Here is an 18142-nt window from a genome sequence, read left to right on the forward strand (position 1 = left end):
GAGGAAGCGCGCAAGACGCAGATCATCGAGACCTCCTCGGGCGACTTCTACGGCAAGGGCTACCAGGACGTGCAGCACCGCGTGCCGAAGATCGGCAACACCGTCGACGAGCTGGGGTGGGAACCGAGGATAGGGATGGAGGCGTCGCTGCGGCGGATCTTCGAGGCGTATCGCACGCACGTGACGGAGGCAAGGACGTTGGTGAACCAGGGATGAGTTTCGACACGTGTCGCAGGCCCGAGGCACTTGCCTGACCGTGAGTGCTCCCTCTCCCGCAAGCGGGAGAGGGAGCACTCACGCAGCGTGCCCAAGCACCAGGCACGCGCGCAGCCTCAGCCGGCCGACACCTCGATCCGCCGCGGCCTCGCTTCTTCCCTGCGCGGGATCGTAAGCTTCAGCACGCCGTCCTGCAGGTTGGCTTCGATACGCGAAGCGTCGAGATCCGGGCTGAGCGTAAATGTACGCGCATAGCGAGGCTGCCGAATCTCGGCAAGCTGCACGCGCAGGCTCGCGGGCGTCGGCACGACGGCTTCGCCTTCGATGCGCAGGCTGCTGTCGTGCACGTTGACCTCGAGGTTCTCGCGCGGCACGCCGGGCAAATCCGCCCACAGCGTGACCCCGGCGGGAGTCTCGTAGATATCGACCGCGGGCACCAGCGTCATGGCCTGGGTTTCCGCGCGGCGTTGCGCGACAGCGCCCTGGTCACCCTGGCCGCTTGTGTTCTGGTCGCGCTGGACGACCTGGTTCGAATCGCTCATGGCTTTCTCCTCACGTTAGCTGACGGTGATCGCGCGCGGACGCGACGCTTCGCGCTTGCCTACGCTGATCGACAGGCAGCCGTTGGTATAGCGTGCCTGCACCTTGTCGGGATCAGCCGACTGCGGCAATTCGATCACGCGGCGGAAGCTGCCGAAGAAGCGCTCCTGCGCATAGGGCCGCACCTCGGCTGCGCCTTCCGGCTGCACCTGGGCACGCTCGCCGCTGATGGTCAGCAGGCCCTTGTCGATCGATACCTCGAGCTGGTCCGTCTTGATGCCGGGTGCGAATACCACGATCTCGATCGAGTCATCGGTCGTGCCGATATTCAGCGGAGGGAACCCCCCGAAACGCCCGGAGCGCAGGCTGGTTGGAAACCCGCCGAAGAGATTCGCCATCTGCCGTTGCATCCGGTCGAATTCACTGAACGGGTCGGTCCCGAAAAAGAAGTCACTCATGGTTAGATCCTCCTTCTATGCAGCGGGGAGGCGCAGGACCCTGATGTAGTGCACCTGGTCTCCTGCCAGGCCGCTGCAAACCAACGGAAAACACGCAGTGCCGCGTTGCCGCGACGACTGGGCAATCCATAATTAGTGCTGTCCCGCGCGGATTTCAAGGGGGGCGGATAGCGGGAAAATCGGACGCTGGCAGGTATCGGCCGCGTCACGGCCATCGGTCCGGGATTTCAGGCGCCAGCGCGGTCGAAGCCGGCCTTGCGCGCCAGCACGATCGCCTGCGCGCGGTTTTCCACTTCCAGCTTGGCGAAGATGCTGGTGATGTGGTTGCGCACGGTCTTCTCGCACAGGTCCAGGTGCGCGGCGATCTGGGCGTTGTCGCGGCCCTGCGCGATCAGTTCGACGATATCGCGCTCGCGCCGGGTCAGTGCACTGAAGGCGGGATCTCGCACCGGCTCCGTGGCCGGCAGGAAGGCGCGCACCTCGTCCAGCCAGCGCAGCCATGCGGGCTCGGTTTCCAGCAACAGGTGATTGCCGCTTTCCAGCGGCACGAAGCGCGCGCCGGGAATCTCGCTGGCGATCAGGCGTCCTTCGTCGAACGGCACACGCGCATCGCGCACCGCGTGCAGCACCAGTGTCGGGCACGATACCCGCGGCAGCAGCTTCACCACGTCGATCTCATTGAAGACGCGCATGAAGCGTGCGGCATTCAGCGGCGAGGTAGAGACCCGCTCAAGCTCGTTGAACCATGCATGCTGCTCGGCCGTGCCGCCGGGGATGAACTGGGTGGTAAAGAACTGGCGGAAGGCCGGATTCTCCTGGCCCCAGCCAAGCTCGGCGAGCTTGTTCATCAGCTCGGCCTCTTCCAGCAGGCGCTGGCTCAGGTTGTCGCGCTTCAGGCGCCCGCGCGCGTAACCGCCGTGCAGCACCAGGTGGCTGACCCGTTCGGGATGCGCGACCGCGTAGGCGACGGCAATCGATGCGCCCTGCGAGATACCGAGCAGCGGAAAATGGTTGACCCCGGTGGCGTCGACGATGGTCTCCAGGTCGCGCAGCCAGGCATCGAAGGACAGGTCCTCGATCTCCCGGTCAGAGAGCCCGTAGCCGCGTTCGTCATAGCGGATCAGCGTATGCGTGGCGGACAGCGCCGTGATCATGTGGCTCCACACCGGGCTGCCCACGTCGAACTCCAGGTGGCTCATCCAGTTGGCCGCCTTGACCAGCGGCGCACCGCAGCCCGTGATGGCGTACGCAAGGCGAACGCCATCACGGCTGGTGCACAGGCGGAGCTGCTGCTTGAACATCGGCATGTCGGGGCCGCGCGGCACTGGGACGGCCGGCCGGCAGCCGCGGGCCGCGGCCGCCATGCGGGCGCACCGCGTGACTTCCCTAGCTTAGGCAAAGGATGGGCGGCGCAAAAGCGCCGTCGATCGCTCAGGACAGGCATTCCCCGCTGCCGCGTGCATCGCTGCGCGCGCCGCCGCTGAAACCATCGCGGGAACTGGTTCGCGCCCCCTCGGCAAAGGTATCAAAGCGTCCCATGCGCGCGCCATCCGTGTAAGGATCAGGCTTGCGCATCGCATCCCGGTTCGGATCAAAGCCACGGACCACGCACACTGACATGCTGCCGCGCGCCACCACGGGCCGCATCGCGGCCTCGGCGGCGGGACTGCGCGCGCCCTCCGTGAAGGCGTCGCGCTGCGCGTTGTGGCGCGGCGCGGCAGCGGCCAGTGCTTCGCCATAGGCACCCGCGTGGGCGGCATGACTGAAGCCGGTGGCGAGTGCGGCAGTGGCAAGCAGGGTCTTGGCAAGATTCTTATGCATTGCTATCTCCAACAGGGATGCCGGCGGCATTGCCGCGACGGCACTCCTCATGCAGGCGATCGGCTACGAAACGGCACGGGCCGCACGGGATCGCCTCGACCGTGCCAGCCGTTGCCTGGCGCAAGCCGCTGCCATCCCATCATGGGGCTGCGGCGCAGCGCCTGACTCCTGGATCAGTGGTATGCGGATGCGGGGAAGCGGCCGCCCTGCCTCAGTGCAGCCATGCGAGCATCGCGAACAGCGGTGCCAGCGACGGCAGCAGCCGCGCCGGACTGCGCCCGAGTGCCGCCAGGCACCCCGACCCGCGGTCGGCGGCCAGCAGCACCGCGGCGTGCCAGGCAACCGGATCCGTTGCCTGGCGTCCGCGCAGGGAGCGCGCCAGCGACAACGCGCGTCCCAGCTCGCGCGCCGGCGTGCCGTGATCGTGATTCAGCTCACGCAGTGAGGCGAGGCACGATTCCCAGTTCGCATGTGAATGACAGAGGACGTAGAGCAGCAGGAGCGCCGGCAGCAGCGATGGCAGCCACGGCGGCAGCGCCCGTCGCAGCCGACGGATGCGACGGGTACCGTCGGCATGCCGGCTGGACTGGCGAGACCACTGCTGCAACGCGCACATGGCACAGGCTCCTTCTGGAAGGGACCGCCATGAAGGCGGTCAGTGACAAGCTGAGGGTTGCATTGTGTGGCGAGGGGCGGTGCGTACGCATGAGGCCGGTGTCCCGGGTCAGCGTCAGCAATGCACGACTTCCCGGGACAAGCGCCCCGAGGGGCGGGCTGCGGGTGGCGCATGGCAGGCAGGCGGCGCAAGCCGGGCAAAAGCAAAACCCCCGGATCGCCTGGCGGCGCGTCCGGGGGTTGCTGAGGCTCGACGGAAGCGGGCGCCGGGGCCCGCGCGTTCAGATCTCGACCTTGGTGCCCAGCTCCACCACCCGGTTGGCCGGGATCTGGAAGAAGTCCGACGGCTTGGCGCCGTTCTGGTGCATCCAGGCGAACAGGCTCTCGCGCCACATCGGCATGCCAGGCAGCTTGGACGGAATCACCGATTCGCGCGCGATGAAGAATGAGGTCTCCATCAGCTCGAAGTGCATGCCAAGCTTGCGGTCGGCCAGGTCCAGCACCCTCTGCACATCGGGCGTTTCCTTGAAGCCGTATTCGGACTTCAGGATAAAGACGCCGCCGCCCACGTCCTTGCAGCTCAGGCGATGGTCGTCGTCAACGTAGGGGATGTCGCGCGTGACGAAGGTCAGGAACACCACGCGCTCATGCAGCACGCGGTTGTGCTTCAGGTTATGCAGCAGCGACACCGGCACGGACTCGGTATTGCCGGTCAGGAACACCGCGGTGCCCTCAACCCGGTGCGGCGGATGCGCCAGCAGCCCGGCGATAAAGGGCTCGAGCGGGATGCCGTCTTCCAGGCTGCGCGCGCGCAGCAGCTTGCGGCCGCTGTACCAGGTCATCAGCAGGAAGAACGCGGCGCTGCCCAGCAGCAGCGGGAACCAGCCGCCTTCGGCAACCTTGAGCAGGTTGGCGGCAAAGAACGACAGGTCCACCACGATGAAGGCCAGCCCGACCACGGCAACCAGCGCGGGGTTCCACTTCCAGACGCTGCGCATGCACACCGCGGCCAGGATGGTGGTGATGACCATGGTGGTGGTCACGGCGATGCCGTAGGCAGCGGCCAGGTTCTCTGACTTCTTGAACGAGATCACCACGCCGATCACCAGCACCAGCAGCAGCCAGTTGATCACCGGCAGGTAGATCTGGCCGATCTCTGCGGCCGAGGTGTAGCGCACGCGCATGCGCGGCAGGAAGCCCAGCTGGATCGCCTGGCTGGTCAGCGAAAACGCGCCGGAGATCACCGCCTGCGAGGCGATCACGGTGGCGCAGGTGGCCAGCAGCACCATCGGGATCTGCAGCAGATCAGGCACCATCAGATAGAACGGGTTCTCGGCGCCGGCCGGGTTGTGCAGCAGCATCGCGCCCTGGCCGAAGTAGTTCAGCATCAGGCAGGGCATCACCAGCACGAACCAGCCGATGCGGATCGGGCGCGCGCCGAAGTGGCCCATATCGACGTACAGCGCCTCGGCACCGGTCAGCACCAGGAATACCGAGCCCAGCACGATAAAGGCCTGCAGCGCGTGCTCCACCAGGAAGGTGATGGCGTAGTACGGGTTGATCGCCTTCAGGATCTCCGGCGCCTGCACCAGGTGGAGAATCCCCAACCCCCCCAGCGCCAGGAACCAGGCGGTCATGATCGGCCCGAACAGCTTGCCCATGGTCGCAGTGCCATGGCGCTGGATCAGGAACAGCGCCGCCAGGATCATCAGCGTGATCGGTATCACGAACTGCGACAGCTGCGGCGCGGCGATCTCCAGCCCTTCCACCGCCGACAGCACCGAGATCGCCGGCGTGATGACCGCGTCGCCGTAGAACATGCAGGCGCCGAAGATGCCCAGCATCATCAGCACCCTGGCCCTGCCCGAGCGTGGCGCCACGGTGCGCAGCACCAGCGCCATCAGCGCCAGCACGCCGCCTTCGCCGTCGTTGTCGGCCCGCATCACGAAGACCACGTACTTGATCGAGACCACGATGATCATGGCCCAGAACAGCATCGAGATGACGCCCAGCACGGCCTCCGGGCTGAACATGATGCCGTGCTCCTTGCTGAAGCACTCCTTGAGGGCATACAGCGGGCTGGTGCCGATGTCGCCGAAGACGACGCCTACCGCGCCGAGCACCAGGGCGCGCGTGCTCGGGCTCTCGACAAAATAATGGCTGGTTGTGGATTGGGTCATGAAATTGGGTCTGCACGACCAGGTCGCCGGCAGGTTTGTTGGCTCTGCCGCGGCCCGGTCCCATCCAGCGCAACAGCTTGCTGCGCCCGTTTCCGGTTCTGCTTGCGGTTCTTATTGCATTGCACAAACGCGCGCAATTCTAGATGAACTGTCGACTATCGACCACTGCGGCAAACAGGGATGCCGCTTTCGTGACTTCGCAAGGATGGGAGGGAAGCGGCGGATGGTCAAGCCCTGGAAGAGCAAAACAGAGTGTCCTTGCGCCCGCAAGCGGCGTTGCGGCAGGACAACATGAGTGCCTTATGCGGCGCTTTTCATCTCAAACGCCCAGGTAGCGGTCCAGGGCTTCGGGCTTGCCGGCAAGGTCCGACGCGGGGCCGGCCATCACCACCCGGCCCTTCTCCAGCACCACGGCACGGTCGGCATGCGCCAGCACCGAGCGGAAATTGCGGTCGACCACGACCGAGGCGATGCCGGTGCCACGCACGGTGGCGATGACCTCCCAGATCTCGCGCACGATGCGCGGGGCCAGCCCTTCGGTGGCTTCGTCCAGCACCAGGCAGTCGGGATTGGTCATCAGCGCGCGGCCGATGGACAGCATCTGCTGTTCGCCGCCGGACAGCTGCTGGCCGCCATGGGACAGGCGTTCCTTGAGCCGCGGGAACAGGTCGAGCACGCGCGCCTCGTCCCAGTCGTTGCGGCCACTGCAGCCCTTGCGCGCGGCCATCAGCAGGTTTTCGCGCACCGACAGGCTGGGGAAGATGCCGCGGCCCTCCGGCACGTAGGCCACGCCCAGGCGCGCCACCTCGAACGGCTGCGCGCGCGAGACGTCGCGGCCGGCCACGCGGATCTGCCCCTGGCGCTGGCGCACATGTCCCAGCAGCGTGCGCAGCAGCGTGCTCTTGCCCATGCCGTTGCGGCCCAGCAGCCCGACCGTTTCGCCCACGCCCACGGTAAAGTCGACGTCGCGCAGCACGTGGCTTGAGCCATACCAGGCGTTGATGCCGGTGGCCTCGATCATCGGTGAATTGATCGGTGCGTTCATGCGGCCTCGCTCTCTTCCTCGCCCAGGTAGGCGACCTGGACCTCGTGGTTGGTCCGGATCGCCTCGGGGCTGCCCGTGGCAATCACGGCGCCGTTGACCATCACGGTGATGCGGTCGGCAACCGAGAACACCGCGTCCATGTCATGCTCGACCAGCAGGATGGCGTGGCCCTCGCGCAGGCCGCGCAGCAGCGCCAGCATCCGCGCCGACTCTTCCGCGCCCATGCCGGCCAGCGGCTCGTCCAGCAGCAGCGCGACCGGCTGCGTGGCCAGGCACATTGCCACCTCCAGCTGCCGCTTCTGGCCATGGGCCAGGTCGCTGGCAAGCCGGTCCGCCAGCGGCGCCAGGCCGGCCCGCTCCAGCGCCTCGTCGGCCAGCGTGGCGCTGGTGCGGCAGCCCTGGGCGCTTTCCCACAGCCGCCACGCCCGCTGCGCGCGCGATTGCGCGGCCAGCCGGCAGTTTTCGCGCACCGTCAGAGGCAGGAAGATATTGTTGCGCTGGTAGCTGCGCCCCACCCCATGGCGCGCCAGCCGCGGCTGCGACCAGCCGGTCACGTCCTCGCCCTTCAGGTACAGGCGGCCGGACGACGGCGCCAATTCGCCGGACAACATATTGATCAGCGTGGACTTGCCCGCGCCGTTGGTGCCGATCACGGCATGGATCTCATGCAGTGACAGCGACAGGTCGACGCCCGCCACGGCGGTCAGGCCGCCGAAGCGCCGGGTCAGTTGCTGCGCCTGCAGGATCGGCGTTCCTTGCGATATCATGCGGCCTCCGTATTGCGGCGTCCTTCGCTGCGGCTGTCCGCAGTGACCGCGGCCTCATCCGTGCCGGTGCCGGCATCGCCATTGCGGCGCCCGCGGCGGCCGTGCCGCAACACCGACGGCAGGCTGACCAGCCCGCGCGGCAGCAGCGCCACGGCGACGATGATGAAGCCGCCCATCAGCAGCTGCCAGTGCTTGGTCAGCGTACTGAACCACTCGGCCAGCAGCACGAACGAGAACGCGCCCAGCACCGCGCCGGCCAGGCTGCCCACGCCGCCCAGGATCACCATCAGCATGGCGTTGCCGGACTGGTGCCACGACGCGATCTCCGGATTGACGAAGCCAAACTGGATCGCATACAGAAACCCAGCCAGTCCCGCCAGCATCCCGCCCGCGACAAAGGCGCCAAGCTGGTAGCGGTAAGTGGCATAGCCCGCCGCGCGCATGCGCTGTTCGTTGTGGCGGATGCCGACCAGCGCGTGCCCGAAGCGCGAGCGCAGCACCAGCGCCAGCACCGCCACCGTCAGCACCAGCCCGAGCCATACCAGCCAGTAGAAATGCGTGGGATCGTTGACCGTCAGCAGGTGCTCGCCGGGCACCGGGAATTCCGGCCGGAAGTAGATATAGGTGCCATCGCTGCCGCCCGCGATCTTGGTGTCGTGGAAGACGAAATACACCATCTGCGCGAACGCCAGCGTCACCATGATGAAATACACGCCGCGGGTGCGCAGCACCAGCGCCCCCACCACCAGCGCCAGCAGCGCCGATGCCGTCAGCGCACCAGCCAGCAGCAGCCAGCCGTTGCCCGGGCCGGCCTGCGGCGCCAGGATTGCGGTGGCATACGCCGCCATGGCGAAGTACGCGGCATGGCCCAGGCTGACCAACCCGGTGTAGCCGATCAGCAGCTGCAGCGACAGCGCGAAGATCGCCATGATCATCACCTTGCTGAGCAGCTCGATGTAGAACTTGTTGCTGTCCGCGGTCAGCAGCAGCGGCAGTGCCGCCAGCACCGCGAACGCCACCAGCCAGCCCAGCCCGGTGGCCAGCGTGGCGTTGCGCGAGGAGTGCCGGCGCGCCGGCAATGTCGTCGGAGTCATGTCATCCTGCCTTGAACAGTCCCTGCGGCTTCCACAGCAGGATCACCGCCATCAGCAGGTAGATCAGCACGCCGGCCGCCTCCTGCCAGAACACCTTGCCGAAGGTATCGACGAAGCCCAGCAGCAGCGACGCCACCAGCGCGCCCTTGACCGAGCCGATGCCGCCGATCACCACCACCACGAAGCAGACGATCAGCACCTGCGCCCCCATGCCCGGATAGACCGACGACACCGGCGCGGCGATCATGCCGGCCAGCACCGCCAGCGCCACGCCCAGCGCGAACACGAAGCGGTACAGCACCGTGATGTTGATGCCCAGCGACTGCACCATCTCGCGGTTGGTGGCGCCGGCGCGGATCATCATGCCCAGCCGGGTGCGCCGGATCACGTAGTACATCGCCAGCGCCACCACCAGGCATACCGCGGAGATAAAGAGGCGGTACACCGGATAGGTCATGTCGTTGCCGATCGCCAACGCTCCGTCCAGCAGCGCAGGCACCTGCACGCCGTGCACGTCATCGCCGACCAGGATGCTGCGCAACTCCTCGAACACCAGGATCAGCCCGTAGGTCATCAGCACCTGCTGCAGGTGGTCGCGTTCATACAGGTAGCTGAAGAAGGCCCATTCCAGCACGTAGCCGAATGCCACCGCCAGCACGATGCCGAGCGGGATGGCGATAAACAGGTTGCCGGTCAGGCCGGCGAGCGTGAAGGCCAGGTAGGCGCCCAGCATGTAGAAGCTGCCGTGGGCGAGATTGATCACGCCCATGATGCCGAAGATCAGCGTCAGGCCGCTGGCCACCAGGAACAGCAGCAGGCCGTACTGGACGCTGTTCAGGCACTGGATCAGGAAGGAGACGATATCCATGCGGGGTAATGCATCAAATTACCTACAGCGCCACACATGCCGGTGGCAGGCCCCCCTCTCCCGCGCGCGGGAGAGGGGTTGGGGAGAGGGCCGGGCTTGCGGGATGCGAAGGCCTTCACTTCGTGGGGACTCCTGCCCTCTCCCCCGCCCTCTCCCGCAGGCGGGAGAGGGGAGCAAACCGACTGGCCGGGATGGCCTTACAGCCGGCAACCGCGCGCAGGATCAGCCAGCGCCTTCACCGCCACCGAGCTGACCTTGTTCTCGCGTCCGTCGACCTTGCGCAGGTAGAAGTCCTGCACCGGGTTATGCGCCTTGGACAGCGTGAAGGCGCCGCGCGGGCTGTCGATCCTGGCGGCGCCCATGGCCTTGTACAGGTCGGCCTTGCGCGTCATGTCGCCCTTCACCGCCGTGGCGCCGGCCGCCAGCAGCTGGGCGGCATCGTAGCCCTGCACTGCGTACACGTCGGGCTGCAGCTTGTAGGTCTTGGCGTAGTCCAGGCGGAAATTCTTGTCGCGCGGGTTGGTCAGGCCATCGGCGTAATGCAGCGTGGTTTCCAGGCCCTGCGCGGCAGTGCCCTGTGCTTCGAGCGTGCCGTCGGTCAGGAAGCCCGAGCCGTACAGCGGGATCTTGTCCTTGAGCCCGGCCGCCGCCCAGTCCTTGACGAACTTGACCGCGCCGCCGCCGGCAAAGAACACGAACACGGCGTCAGGCTTGAGCGACGCCACTTCGGTGATCAGCGCCTGGAACTCGACATTGGGGAACGGCAGGTTCAGTTCCTTCACCACCTTGCCGCCCTTGGCCTCGAACGCCTCCTTGAAGCCCTTCACCGACTGTTCGCCTGCGGCGTACTTCCAGGTCAGCGTCACCACCTTCTTCAGGCCGCGCTCGCCCAGCACCTGGCCCATGGCGTAACCCGGCTGCCAGTTCGAGAACGAAGTGCGGAAGATATTGGGGCCGCACAGCGGACCGGTGGCCTCGTCCACGCCGGCATTAGGAATGATCAGCAGCGTGTTGTTCTCCTTGGCCACCTTGACGATGCCCATCTGCACGCCCGAATGCACCGTGCCGACCACCACGTCGACCTGGTCGCGCTTGACCAGCTTGGTGGCGTTCTCCGGCGCCTTGGCCGGATCGGATTCATCGTCGACCTTGAAGTACTCGATGTCGCGTCCGCCGAGCTTGCCGCCCTGCTGCTGCACGTACATGCGGAAGCCGTTTTCGATGGCCGTACCCAGGGCCGCGTAGGTGCCGGTGTACGGCAGCATGAAGCCGACCTTGATCTTGCCCCCCGGCGCAGCGGGTGCGGGGGCCGCCGGCTGCGCGGACGCGCCGGCCATGGCAAAGACGGTGGCGACGGCAAGGCAGGCAGGCGCAAGCCTGCGCGAGGTGAAGCGACGCATGGTGTCTCCTGGTGGTCAAGCCGGTGGCTCGCTGGACCGTTGCCGGTCACCCCTGCCCTTGCCGTGTCCCGCGCCGGCGCATGCACCGTGAGGACCCTTCGCAACAGGCGGGAAGCCGAATTATTTTAGGTTTGAAGTATATGCGTTTATATGCCGAACCGCGGCCAACGTCAACGGATCTTTTTGGTCGCGATGTGGCGAATGTCCACATCGCGCGAGTTTAAGCAAGGTGGTCTGGGGGGCATATCGATGGATACCCTCGATCTGCGCCATGGTGCCGTATTCGTCGTCCTCGCCCTGCACCGCCAGTACCGGGCAGCGCAGCCCGGACAGCAGCGGACGCAGGTCCCACTGACGGAATTCGGGGTCGAGCCAGATATCGTTCCAGCCCCAGAAGGCCGAATCGACGTCGTCATGATGGCGCGCCAGCCGCTGGCGCAAGTCGGTTTCCAGGTAAGCCTGGCGCGTGCCCGCGATGCTGCGCACCGACAGGTCTTCCACCACGATATGCGGCGCCAGCACAATGATGCCGGCAACCGCCTGCGGAAAGCTGGCGGCGTGGATCAGCGCGATCGAGCCGCCGTCGCTGTGGCCCAGCAGCCAGGGCATGCCATGCGCGCGGCGGGGACCGACGTCGAGTGCGTCGAACAATGCGGGCATCGCCTCGCGTGCCTGGCGATGCATGAAGTCGGGACGCCATTTTTCCTCGTGCGGCCGCGGCGTCGAACGTCCGTAGCCATAGCGCGAGAACACCAGGCCGCGATAGTCGCCGGCTTCGCAAAATTCGCGCGGAAAATCGCGCCACATGCTGACCGAGCCCAGCCCCTCATGCAGGAACACCACCAGCGGGCGCCGCGCGCGTTCAGGCCGCAGCCACTGGTACTCGATCCGGATACGGCGGTTGTCGAAGGGAATTTCCACCAGGCTGCTTTGCATGGGCACGTTGTTGTCTTGCATCGGTTCAGAAGGGATATCCGGCGGTTACGGGCGCTTCATTGCGCCGCCTCCCGCGCGGCCTGCTCGCGCTGGCGCAGGCGGAAGCGCTGGATCTTGCCGGTCGCGGTCTTGGGCAGTTCGGGCACGCATTCGATCTGGCGCGGGTACTTGTACGGCGCGAGGCGCGACTTGATAAAGGCCTGCAGTTCCGCCGCCATGCCGTCATGCCATTGCTGGCCGGGCCGCAGCACGACAAAGGCCTTGGGCTTGACCAGTTCGTCGGCATCCGTGACGCCGATCACCGCCGCCTCCAGCACGGCCGGGTGCTGCGCCAGCGCGGCCTCGACCTCGAACGGCGACACGTAGATGCCGCCGACCTTGAGCATGTCGTCGCTGCGGCCGGCATAGGTGTAGTAGCCATCGGCATCGCACAGGTACTTGTCGCCGCTGCGCGTCCACTCCCCGACAAAGGTATCGCGGCTCTTGTCGCGGTTGCACCAGTACATCAGTGCGGCACTGGGGCCCTTGATATAGAGGTCGCCGATCTCGCCGGGCGCGCACGGCTCGCCGCGCTCGTCCAGCAGCTTCAGCGCGTAGCCTGGCACCGGCTTGCCGGTGGTGCCGTAGCGCACCTCGCCCGGCCGGTTCGACAGGAAGATATGCAGCATCTCGGTGGAGCCGATGCCATCCAGGATGTCGCAGCCGAAATGCGCCAGGAAGCGTTCGCCGATATCGCGCGGCAGGGCCTCGCCGGCAGAGGTGCATACGCGCAACGCCACCTCGGCGCGCGGCGGCAGCTCAGGCGCCGCCAGCATGCCCGCAAACAGCGTGGGCACGCCGCAGAACACCGTGGGCCGCTGCTCGCGCAGCCGCCTGAACACGGCCGCCGGCGTGGGCCGTTCGGCCATCAGCACGGTGGTGGCGCCGACCGACATCGGAAAGGTCAGCGCATTGCCCAGCCCGTAGGCAAAGAACAGCTTGGCGGCCGAGAACACTACGTCGTCCTCGCGGATGCCCAGCACCTGGCGGGCATACAGGTCAGCCGTATGGAACAGGTTGCCATGCGTGTGCACGGTGCCCTTGGGCCGTCCGGTCGAGCCCGACGAATACAGCCAGAACGCCATGTCGTCCGGGCCGCTGCGCACGGTCTGCGCGGGAGAACGCGTGCGCGCCAGCATCGCGCCCACGCTGCACGCCGGCGCGCCGTCGGCATGCGGCGCCGCCTGGATCACCATCGGCGCCAGCCCGCTCTTGTCGATGGCGGCCTTCATCACCGGCAGCAGCGGCTCCGACACCACCACGGCGCGCGCGCCGCTGTGGCCAAGCATGTAGGCGTAATCGTCCGCGGTCAGCAGGGTATTGACCGCCACCGGCACCACGCCCGCCAGCAGGCAGCCGAGAAATACCGTGGGGAAATCAATGGTATCGAGCGCGCACAGCAGCAGCCGCTCTTCCTGGCGCAAGCCCGCATCGCGCAGCGCGCCGGCAAAGCGGCGGGCACGGGCATCGAGCTCGGCGTAAGTCAGCGAGGCGGTGTCGTCGATGTAGGCTGTCCTGGCCCCGCGCCCGGCCGCGAGATTGCGCGACAGCAGGTCCTCGGCGGCGTTGTAGCAGGTGGGCAGTGCCGCCACGGCATCGGTAGCGGGTGGAACAGCCGGCGGCACGGGCGATGCTGCCGCTGGCATGCCGGCGGCGGTATTGGGGGGCGTCATTGTCTCCACTCCTTGGGGTCGCGCCGCGGGCCATGGGCGCCGCGCCAGCGTCAGTCCAGTCGCTGTTCTGCTTGCCGATGTCCGCCAACGTGCATGCCGGCATCCGCTTGTTGATGCATTTTATTTCATATCAACTATTATGCAAGCGAGGGGATGCACTATAGGACAGGCTTTATCGAAGCGACTGCCTGCCGCGCCACTTGGCTCACCAAGGCTGCTCGTATAATGCGCCCTTGCTTTTTCTGCCGGTCAACCCGAAACCACCACCATGCGCCGCGATCCCGCCCCGCTGCCCGCCAACGAGACCGAAGCCGACACGCGCCCCGCCGGGGATGCGCCCGCAGCCGCCAACGCCGAGCGCGACCCCTACCTGACGCTGCTGGGCGAGCGCATCCGTTCGCTGCGGGCCTCGCGCGGCATGTCGCGCAAGGACCTGGCGCGCGGCGCCGGCGTGTCCGAGCGCTACCTGGCCAACCTGGAAACCGGCACCGGCAATGCGTCGGTGCTGCTGCTGCGCCAGGTGGCGCGCGCGCTCGACGTGCCGCTGCCGGTGGTGCTGGCCGAAGTGGACGGCCTGAACGGCGAGCAGGCCACCGAGTTTGCGCAGATGGTGCAATGGCTGGCGCAGTTGCCCGCGGGCGACCTGGCGCGCGTGCGTGAAGCCTGCCGCCATGCACTGGCCCCCGCAGAGTCCGGCGATGCGCGCCACCGCCGCATCGCGCTGATCGGCCTGCGCGGCGCCGGCAAGTCGACCCTGGGCCGCGCGCTGGCAGCGGCCAGGGACGTGCCCTTTGTCGAACTGAACACCGTGATCGAGCAGGAGGCCGGCGCCAGCCTGTCGGAAATCCATTCGCTCTACGGCCAGGCGGCCTACCGCCGCTACGAAATGCGCGCGCTGGAACGCACCCTGCGCGAGCACGACCGCCTGGTGCTGGCCACGCCGGGCAGCCTGGTCTCTGAACCCGCCACCTTCAACCTGCTGCTGTCGCAGTGCTACACCATCTGGGTGCGCACCTCGCCGGAGGAACACATGGCGCGCGTGGTGGCCCAGGGCGACATGCGGCCGATGGAAGGCAACCGCGAGGCCATGGCCGACCTGCGCCGCATCCTGCAGGCACGCGCGCCGCTCTATGACCGCGCCGATATCTCGATCGACACCAGCGGCCAGGACGCCGCCGCCTCGCTGCAACAATTGCGCGCCCAGCTCCAGGCCGCCGGCGCGTGACTACCCCGCCGGCCGCGCGCGGGTGACAAAGACATTGCGCCAGCCGTCTCCATGCACTATATTTCATCAAAAGCCGCAAGGCACTATAGTGCACTCAGGAGACAGCCATGTCCGCGCCGGCAACCGCCCCACTGCGTCCTGACCAGTCAGCCGCCCCGTCAGACGCACCCATCACCTTCGAGCGTCATCCCGACCAGTACCGCCACTGGAAACTGAGTTTCGACGGCCCCGTCGCCACGCTGGCGATGGACGTCGACGAGGAAGGCGGACTGCGCCCCGGCTACGCGCTGAAACTCAATTCCTACGACCTTGGCGTCGATATCGAACTGCACGACGCGCTTCAGCGCATCCGCTTCGAGCACCCCGAAGTGCGCACCGTGGTGCTGACCAGCGCGCGCGACCGCATCTTCTGCTCGGGCGCCAATATCTTCATGCTGGGGCTGTCGTCGCATGCGTGGAAGGTCAACTTCTGCAAGTTCACCAACGAGACCCGCAATGCCATCGAGGATGCCAGCCGGCACTCAGGGCTGAAGTTCATTGCCGCCTGCAACGGCACCACCGCCGGCGGCGGCTATGAACTGGCGCTGGCGTGCGACGAGATCGTGCTGGTCGATGACCGCTCGTCCGCGGTAAGCCTGCCCGAGGTGCCGCTGCTGGGCGTGCTGCCCGGCACCGGTGGCCTGACCCGCGTGACCGACAAGCGCCACGTGCGCCGCGACCACGCGGATATCTTCTGCACCACCACGGAAGGCGTGCGCGGCCAGCGCGCCAAGGACTGGAAGCTGGTTGACGAAGTGGTCAAGCCGGCGCGCTTTGCCGAGCATATCGCCGAGCGCGCGGCGGCGCTGGCGGCCACCAGTGACCGGCCGCAGGGCCACCACGGCATCACGCTGACACCGCTGTCGCGCACCATCGAGCCCGACGGCTACCGCTACGAGACCGTGCGCGTGCATGTCGATGCCGCGGCGCGCAAGGCCACGCTGACCGTATTCGGGCCCGACAAGCACCAGCCCGCGGATCTCGCCGGCGTGGTCGCGGCCGGCGCGCAATGGTGGCCGCTGAAGATGGCGCGCGAGCTTGACGACGCCATCCTGACGCTGCGCGCCAACCATCTGGATATCGGCATCTGGGTGCTCAAGACCGATGGCGACCCCGCCGCGGTGCTGGCGGCCGATGCCCTGCTGCAGGCACACGCCAGCCACTGGTTCGTGCGCGAGACCATTGGCATGCTGCGCCGTACGCTGGCGCGGCTTGACGTGTCATCGCGCAGCCTGATCGCGCTGATCGAGCCGGATTCCTGCTTTGCCGGCACGCTGCTGGAACTGGCGCTCGCCGCCGACCGCAGCTACATGCTGCACCTGCCCGACGCCCCGGACGACGCACCGCGCGTGTTCGTCTCCGCGCTCAACTTCGGCCACTATCCCATGCCCAACGGGCAAACCCGGCTGGCGGCGCGCTTCTATGGCGACGAGGCCTCGCTCACGGCGGTGCGCGAGCACATCGGTGCGCCGCTGGATGCGCTCAGCGCCGATTCGCTCGGGCTGATCACCGCCGCGCCCGACGATATCGACTGGGAGGACGAAATCCGCATCGCCCTGGAAGAACGCGCCAGCCTGTCGCCGGATGCACTGACCGGGATGGAAGCCAATTTGCGCTTCGGCGGCGCCGAGACCATGGAAACGCGCATCTTCGGCCGCCTGACCGCGTGGCAGAACTGGATCTTCCAGCGCCCCAACGCCGTCGGCGAGAACGGCGCGCTGAAGGTCTTCGGCACCGGCAACAAGGCACGCTTCGACTGGGACCGGGTGTAAGACAACAAGGAGACAGCACGTGAGCATCGACTACAGCCAGAAGATCCCCAACAACGTCAACCTGTCCGACGACCGTGCGCTGCAGCGCGCGCTGGAACACTGGCAACCGGCGTTCCTCGACTGGTGGCGCGACATGGGGCCGGACGGCTCGCACAACTTCGATGTCTACCTGCGCACCGCGGTGTCGGTCGATCCATCGGGCTGGGCGCACTTCGACCACGTCAAGATGCCGGACTACCGCTGGGGCATCTTCCTGCAGCCGGCCGACCCCGAGCGCAGGATCCACTTCGGCGAGCACAAGGGCGAAGCCGCCTGGCAAGACGTGCCGGGCGAGCACCGCGCCAACCTGCGCCGCATCATCGTGACGCAGGGCGACACCGAGCCCGCCTCGGTCGAGCAGCAGCGCCACCTGGGCCTGACCGCGCCGAGCCTGTATGACCTGCGCAACCTGTTCCAGGTCAATGTGGAGGAAGGCCGCCACCTGTGGGCGATGGTGTACCTGCTGCACCGCTATTTCGGCCGCGACGGCCGCGAGGAAGCCGAGGCGCTGCTGGAGCGCCGCTCCGGCGACCAGGACAACCCGCGCATCCTCGGCGCCTTCAACGAGCGCACGCCGGACTGGCTGGCGTTCTTCATGTTCACCTACTTCACCGACCGCGACGGCAAGTTCCAGCTGTGCGCGCTGGCCGAATCCGGCTTCGATCCGCTGGCGCGCACCACGCGCTTCATGCTGACCGAGGAAGCGCACCACATGTTCGTGGGTGAATCGGGCGTGTCGCGCGTGCTCCAGCGCACCTGCGAGGTGATGCGCGAACGCGGCATCGAAGACCCCGCCGAAGTGCGCGCCGCCGGGGTGATCGACCTGGAGACCATCCAGCGGTACCTGAACTTCCACTACAGCGTCACCATCGACCTGTTCGGCGCCGACCAGTCGTCCAACGCCGCCACCTTCTACAGCGCCGGCCTGAAGGGCCGCTTCGAGGAAGGCAAGCGCGCCGACGACCACGTGCTCAAGAGCGATGTCTACCGCGTGCTGGAAGTGCGCGACGGGCACCTGGGCGAGCGCGAGGTGCCGATGCTCAATGCGCTCAATGAAGTGCTGCGCGACGACTACATCAAGGACAGCTTGGGCGGCGTGGCGCGCTGGAACAAGGTCATCGAAAAGGCCGGCATCGCATTCCGCCTGACCGTGCCGCACAAGGCCTTCAACCGCAAGATCGGCACGCTGGCCAATGTGCATGTCTCGCCCGAGGGCCAGCTGATTTCCGAAGCGGAATGGCAGGCTAACGAACGCAAGTGGCTGGCCACCGACGAAGACCGCGCCTTTGTTGCCTCGCTGATGGGCCGCGTGGTGGAGCCCGGCAAGTACGCCAACTGGATCGCGCCTCCGGCGGTGGGCATCAACCGCCAGCCGATGGATTTCGAGTACGTGCGTTTCAACTGAACCAGAAGCA

The 18142-nt window shown here is 67.0% G+C and carries 16 protein-coding genes and 1 pseudogene; 4 read left to right on the forward strand and 13 right to left on the reverse strand.

What is annotated here, in order from left to right; translation table 11 throughout:
* Nucleotides 1–216 (forward strand): annotated as a pseudogene (locus AC1Q6V_RS14435) (bifunctional UDP-4-keto-pentose/UDP-xylose synthase); the annotation flags it as partial.
* 116 nt (nucleotides 217–332) lie between these two features.
* Here the strand turns inward: AC1Q6V_RS14435 and AC1Q6V_RS14440 are convergent.
* The 13 genes from AC1Q6V_RS14440 to AC1Q6V_RS14500 form a co-directional block, all read right to left on the reverse strand.
* Nucleotides 333–758 (reverse strand): Hsp20/alpha crystallin family protein, encoded by a 426-nt coding sequence (locus tag AC1Q6V_RS14440; RefSeq protein ID WP_011615076.1) that lies wholly within the window; start codon nucleotides 756–758, stop codon nucleotides 333–335.
* A gap of 15 nt (nucleotides 759–773) precedes the next feature.
* On the reverse strand, nucleotides 774–1214 hold the full coding sequence (locus AC1Q6V_RS14445) for an Hsp20/alpha crystallin family protein (protein ID WP_011615075.1): 441 nt from the start codon (nucleotides 1212–1214) through the stop codon (nucleotides 774–776).
* A gap of 227 nt (nucleotides 1215–1441) precedes the next feature.
* Nucleotides 1442–2578, reverse strand: a complete 1137-nt coding sequence (locus AC1Q6V_RS14450; RefSeq protein ID WP_454749950.1) for an alpha/beta fold hydrolase — start codon at nucleotides 2576–2578, stop codon at nucleotides 1442–1444.
* A 67-nt stretch (nucleotides 2579–2645) separates the two neighbouring features.
* Complete coding sequence (locus tag AC1Q6V_RS14455) at nucleotides 2646–3035, reverse strand: hypothetical protein (protein WP_454749951.1); 390 nt, start codon at nucleotides 3033–3035, stop codon at nucleotides 2646–2648.
* Between the two features lie 211 nt (nucleotides 3036–3246).
* Nucleotides 3247–3651 carry a hypothetical protein gene (locus AC1Q6V_RS14460; protein WP_454749952.1) on the reverse strand — a complete coding sequence of 135 codons (405 nt, stop codon included), beginning with the start codon at nucleotides 3649–3651 and terminating at the stop codon, nucleotides 3247–3249.
* Nucleotides 3652–3931: 280 nt separating this feature from the next.
* The gene (locus tag AC1Q6V_RS14465) at nucleotides 3932–5830 is read right to left on the reverse strand and encodes a potassium transporter Kup (protein WP_011615071.1); all 1899 of its coding nucleotides are present in this window, start codon (nucleotides 5828–5830) and stop codon (nucleotides 3932–3934) included.
* Nucleotides 5831–6149: 319 nt separating this feature from the next.
* A complete protein-coding gene (locus AC1Q6V_RS14470; RefSeq protein WP_011615070.1) occupies nucleotides 6150–6875 on the reverse strand; it encodes an ABC transporter ATP-binding protein in 726 nt (241 codons plus the stop codon).
* Complete coding sequence (locus tag AC1Q6V_RS14475) at nucleotides 6872–7642, reverse strand: ABC transporter ATP-binding protein (RefSeq protein ID WP_058698893.1); 771 nt, start codon at nucleotides 7640–7642, stop codon at nucleotides 6872–6874. The genes AC1Q6V_RS14470 and AC1Q6V_RS14475 overlap by 4 nt, the downstream gene beginning before the upstream one ends.
* Nucleotides 7639–8736, reverse strand: a complete 1098-nt coding sequence (locus tag AC1Q6V_RS14480; RefSeq protein ID WP_454749953.1) for a branched-chain amino acid ABC transporter permease — start codon at nucleotides 8734–8736, stop codon at nucleotides 7639–7641. Before AC1Q6V_RS14480 ends, AC1Q6V_RS14475 begins: the two co-directional genes overlap by 4 nt.
* Before the next feature lies 1 nt (nucleotide 8737).
* On the reverse strand, nucleotides 8738–9604 hold the full coding sequence (locus AC1Q6V_RS14485) for a branched-chain amino acid ABC transporter permease (protein WP_011615067.1): 867 nt from the start codon (nucleotides 9602–9604) through the stop codon (nucleotides 8738–8740).
* 197 nt (nucleotides 9605–9801) lie between these two features.
* A complete protein-coding gene (locus tag AC1Q6V_RS14490; protein WP_011615066.1) occupies nucleotides 9802–11004 on the reverse strand; it encodes an ABC transporter substrate-binding protein in 1203 nt (400 codons plus the stop codon).
* Nucleotides 11005–11124: 120 nt separating this feature from the next.
* Nucleotides 11125–11961, reverse strand: coding sequence for an alpha/beta fold hydrolase (locus AC1Q6V_RS14495; RefSeq protein ID WP_454749954.1), 837 nt, complete (start codon nucleotides 11959–11961; stop codon nucleotides 11125–11127).
* 35 nt (nucleotides 11962–11996) lie between these two features.
* Nucleotides 11997–13652 carry a benzoate-CoA ligase family protein gene (locus AC1Q6V_RS14500; RefSeq protein WP_058698890.1) on the reverse strand — a complete coding sequence of 552 codons (1656 nt, stop codon included), beginning with the start codon at nucleotides 13650–13652 and terminating at the stop codon, nucleotides 11997–11999.
* 268 nt (nucleotides 13653–13920) lie between these two features.
* On the opposite strand from AC1Q6V_RS14500, the gene AC1Q6V_RS14505 reads away from it, so the two are divergent.
* The 3 genes from AC1Q6V_RS14505 (at nucleotide 13921) to boxB (ending at nucleotide 18132) form a co-directional block, all read left to right on the forward strand.
* Entirely contained in the window at nucleotides 13921–14877 is a 957-nt protein-coding gene (locus tag AC1Q6V_RS14505; protein WP_439671580.1) for a helix-turn-helix transcriptional regulator, read from the forward strand.
* A 107-nt stretch (nucleotides 14878–14984) separates the two neighbouring features.
* Nucleotides 14985–16688, forward strand: a complete 1704-nt coding sequence (gene boxC, locus AC1Q6V_RS14510) for a 2,3-epoxybenzoyl-CoA dihydrolase (protein WP_454749955.1) — start codon at nucleotides 14985–14987, stop codon at nucleotides 16686–16688.
* A gap of 19 nt (nucleotides 16689–16707) precedes the next feature.
* Nucleotides 16708–18132: a benzoyl-CoA 2,3-epoxidase subunit BoxB gene (gene boxB / locus AC1Q6V_RS14515; RefSeq protein WP_058698887.1), complete on the forward strand. Its 1425-nt coding sequence runs from the start codon at nucleotides 16708–16710 to the stop codon at nucleotides 18130–18132.
* Nucleotides 18133–18142: the final 10 nt, after the last annotated feature.

The organism is Cupriavidus sp. GW823-FHT07B10, assembly GCF_058794355.1.

Bases quoted from the DNA above. Each gene is read 5' to 3' on its own strand.
- AC1Q6V_RS14480 (WP_454749953.1), bottom strand. From the start codon at position 8,736: ATGACTCCGACGACATTGCCGGCGCGCCGGCACTCCTCGCGCAACGCC.
- AC1Q6V_RS14440 (WP_011615076.1), bottom strand. From the start codon at position 758: ATGAGCGATTCGAACCAGGTCGTCCAGCGCGACCAGAACACAAGCGGC.
- AC1Q6V_RS14465 (WP_011615071.1), bottom strand. From the start codon at position 5,830: ATGACCCAATCCACAACCAGCCATTATTTTGTCGAGAGCCCGAGCACG.
- AC1Q6V_RS14470 (WP_011615070.1), bottom strand. From the start codon at position 6,875: ATGAACGCACCGATCAATTCACCGATGATCGAGGCCACCGGCATCAAC.
- AC1Q6V_RS14460 (WP_454749952.1), bottom strand. From the start codon at position 3,651: ATGTGCGCGTTGCAGCAGTGGTCTCGCCAGTCCAGCCGGCATGCCGAC.
- AC1Q6V_RS14495 (WP_454749954.1), bottom strand. From the start codon at position 11,961: ATGCAAGACAACAACGTGCCCATGCAAAGCAGCCTGGTGGAAATTCCC.
- AC1Q6V_RS14475 (WP_058698893.1), bottom strand. From the start codon at position 7,642: ATGATATCGCAAGGAACGCCGATCCTGCAGGCGCAGCAACTGACCCGG.
- AC1Q6V_RS14445 (WP_011615075.1), bottom strand. From the start codon at position 1,214: ATGAGTGACTTCTTTTTCGGGACCGACCCGTTCAGTGAATTCGACCGG.
- AC1Q6V_RS14485 (WP_011615067.1), bottom strand. From the start codon at position 9,604: ATGGATATCGTCTCCTTCCTGATCCAGTGCCTGAACAGCGTCCAGTAC.
- AC1Q6V_RS14455 (WP_454749951.1), bottom strand. From the start codon at position 3,035: ATGCATAAGAATCTTGCCAAGACCCTGCTTGCCACTGCCGCACTCGCC.
- boxC (WP_454749955.1), top strand. From the start codon at position 14,985: ATGTCCGCGCCGGCAACCGCCCCACTGCGTCCTGACCAGTCAGCCGCC.
- AC1Q6V_RS14500 (WP_058698890.1), bottom strand. From the start codon at position 13,652: ATGACGCCCCCCAATACCGCCGCCGGCATGCCAGCGGCAGCATCGCCC.
- AC1Q6V_RS14450 (WP_454749950.1), bottom strand. From the start codon at position 2,578: ATGGCGGCCGCGGCCCGCGGCTGCCGGCCGGCCGTCCCAGTGCCGCGC.
- AC1Q6V_RS14505 (WP_439671580.1), top strand. From the start codon at position 13,921: ATGCGCCGCGATCCCGCCCCGCTGCCCGCCAACGAGACCGAAGCCGAC.
- AC1Q6V_RS14490 (WP_011615066.1), bottom strand. From the start codon at position 11,004: ATGCGTCGCTTCACCTCGCGCAGGCTTGCGCCTGCCTGCCTTGCCGTC.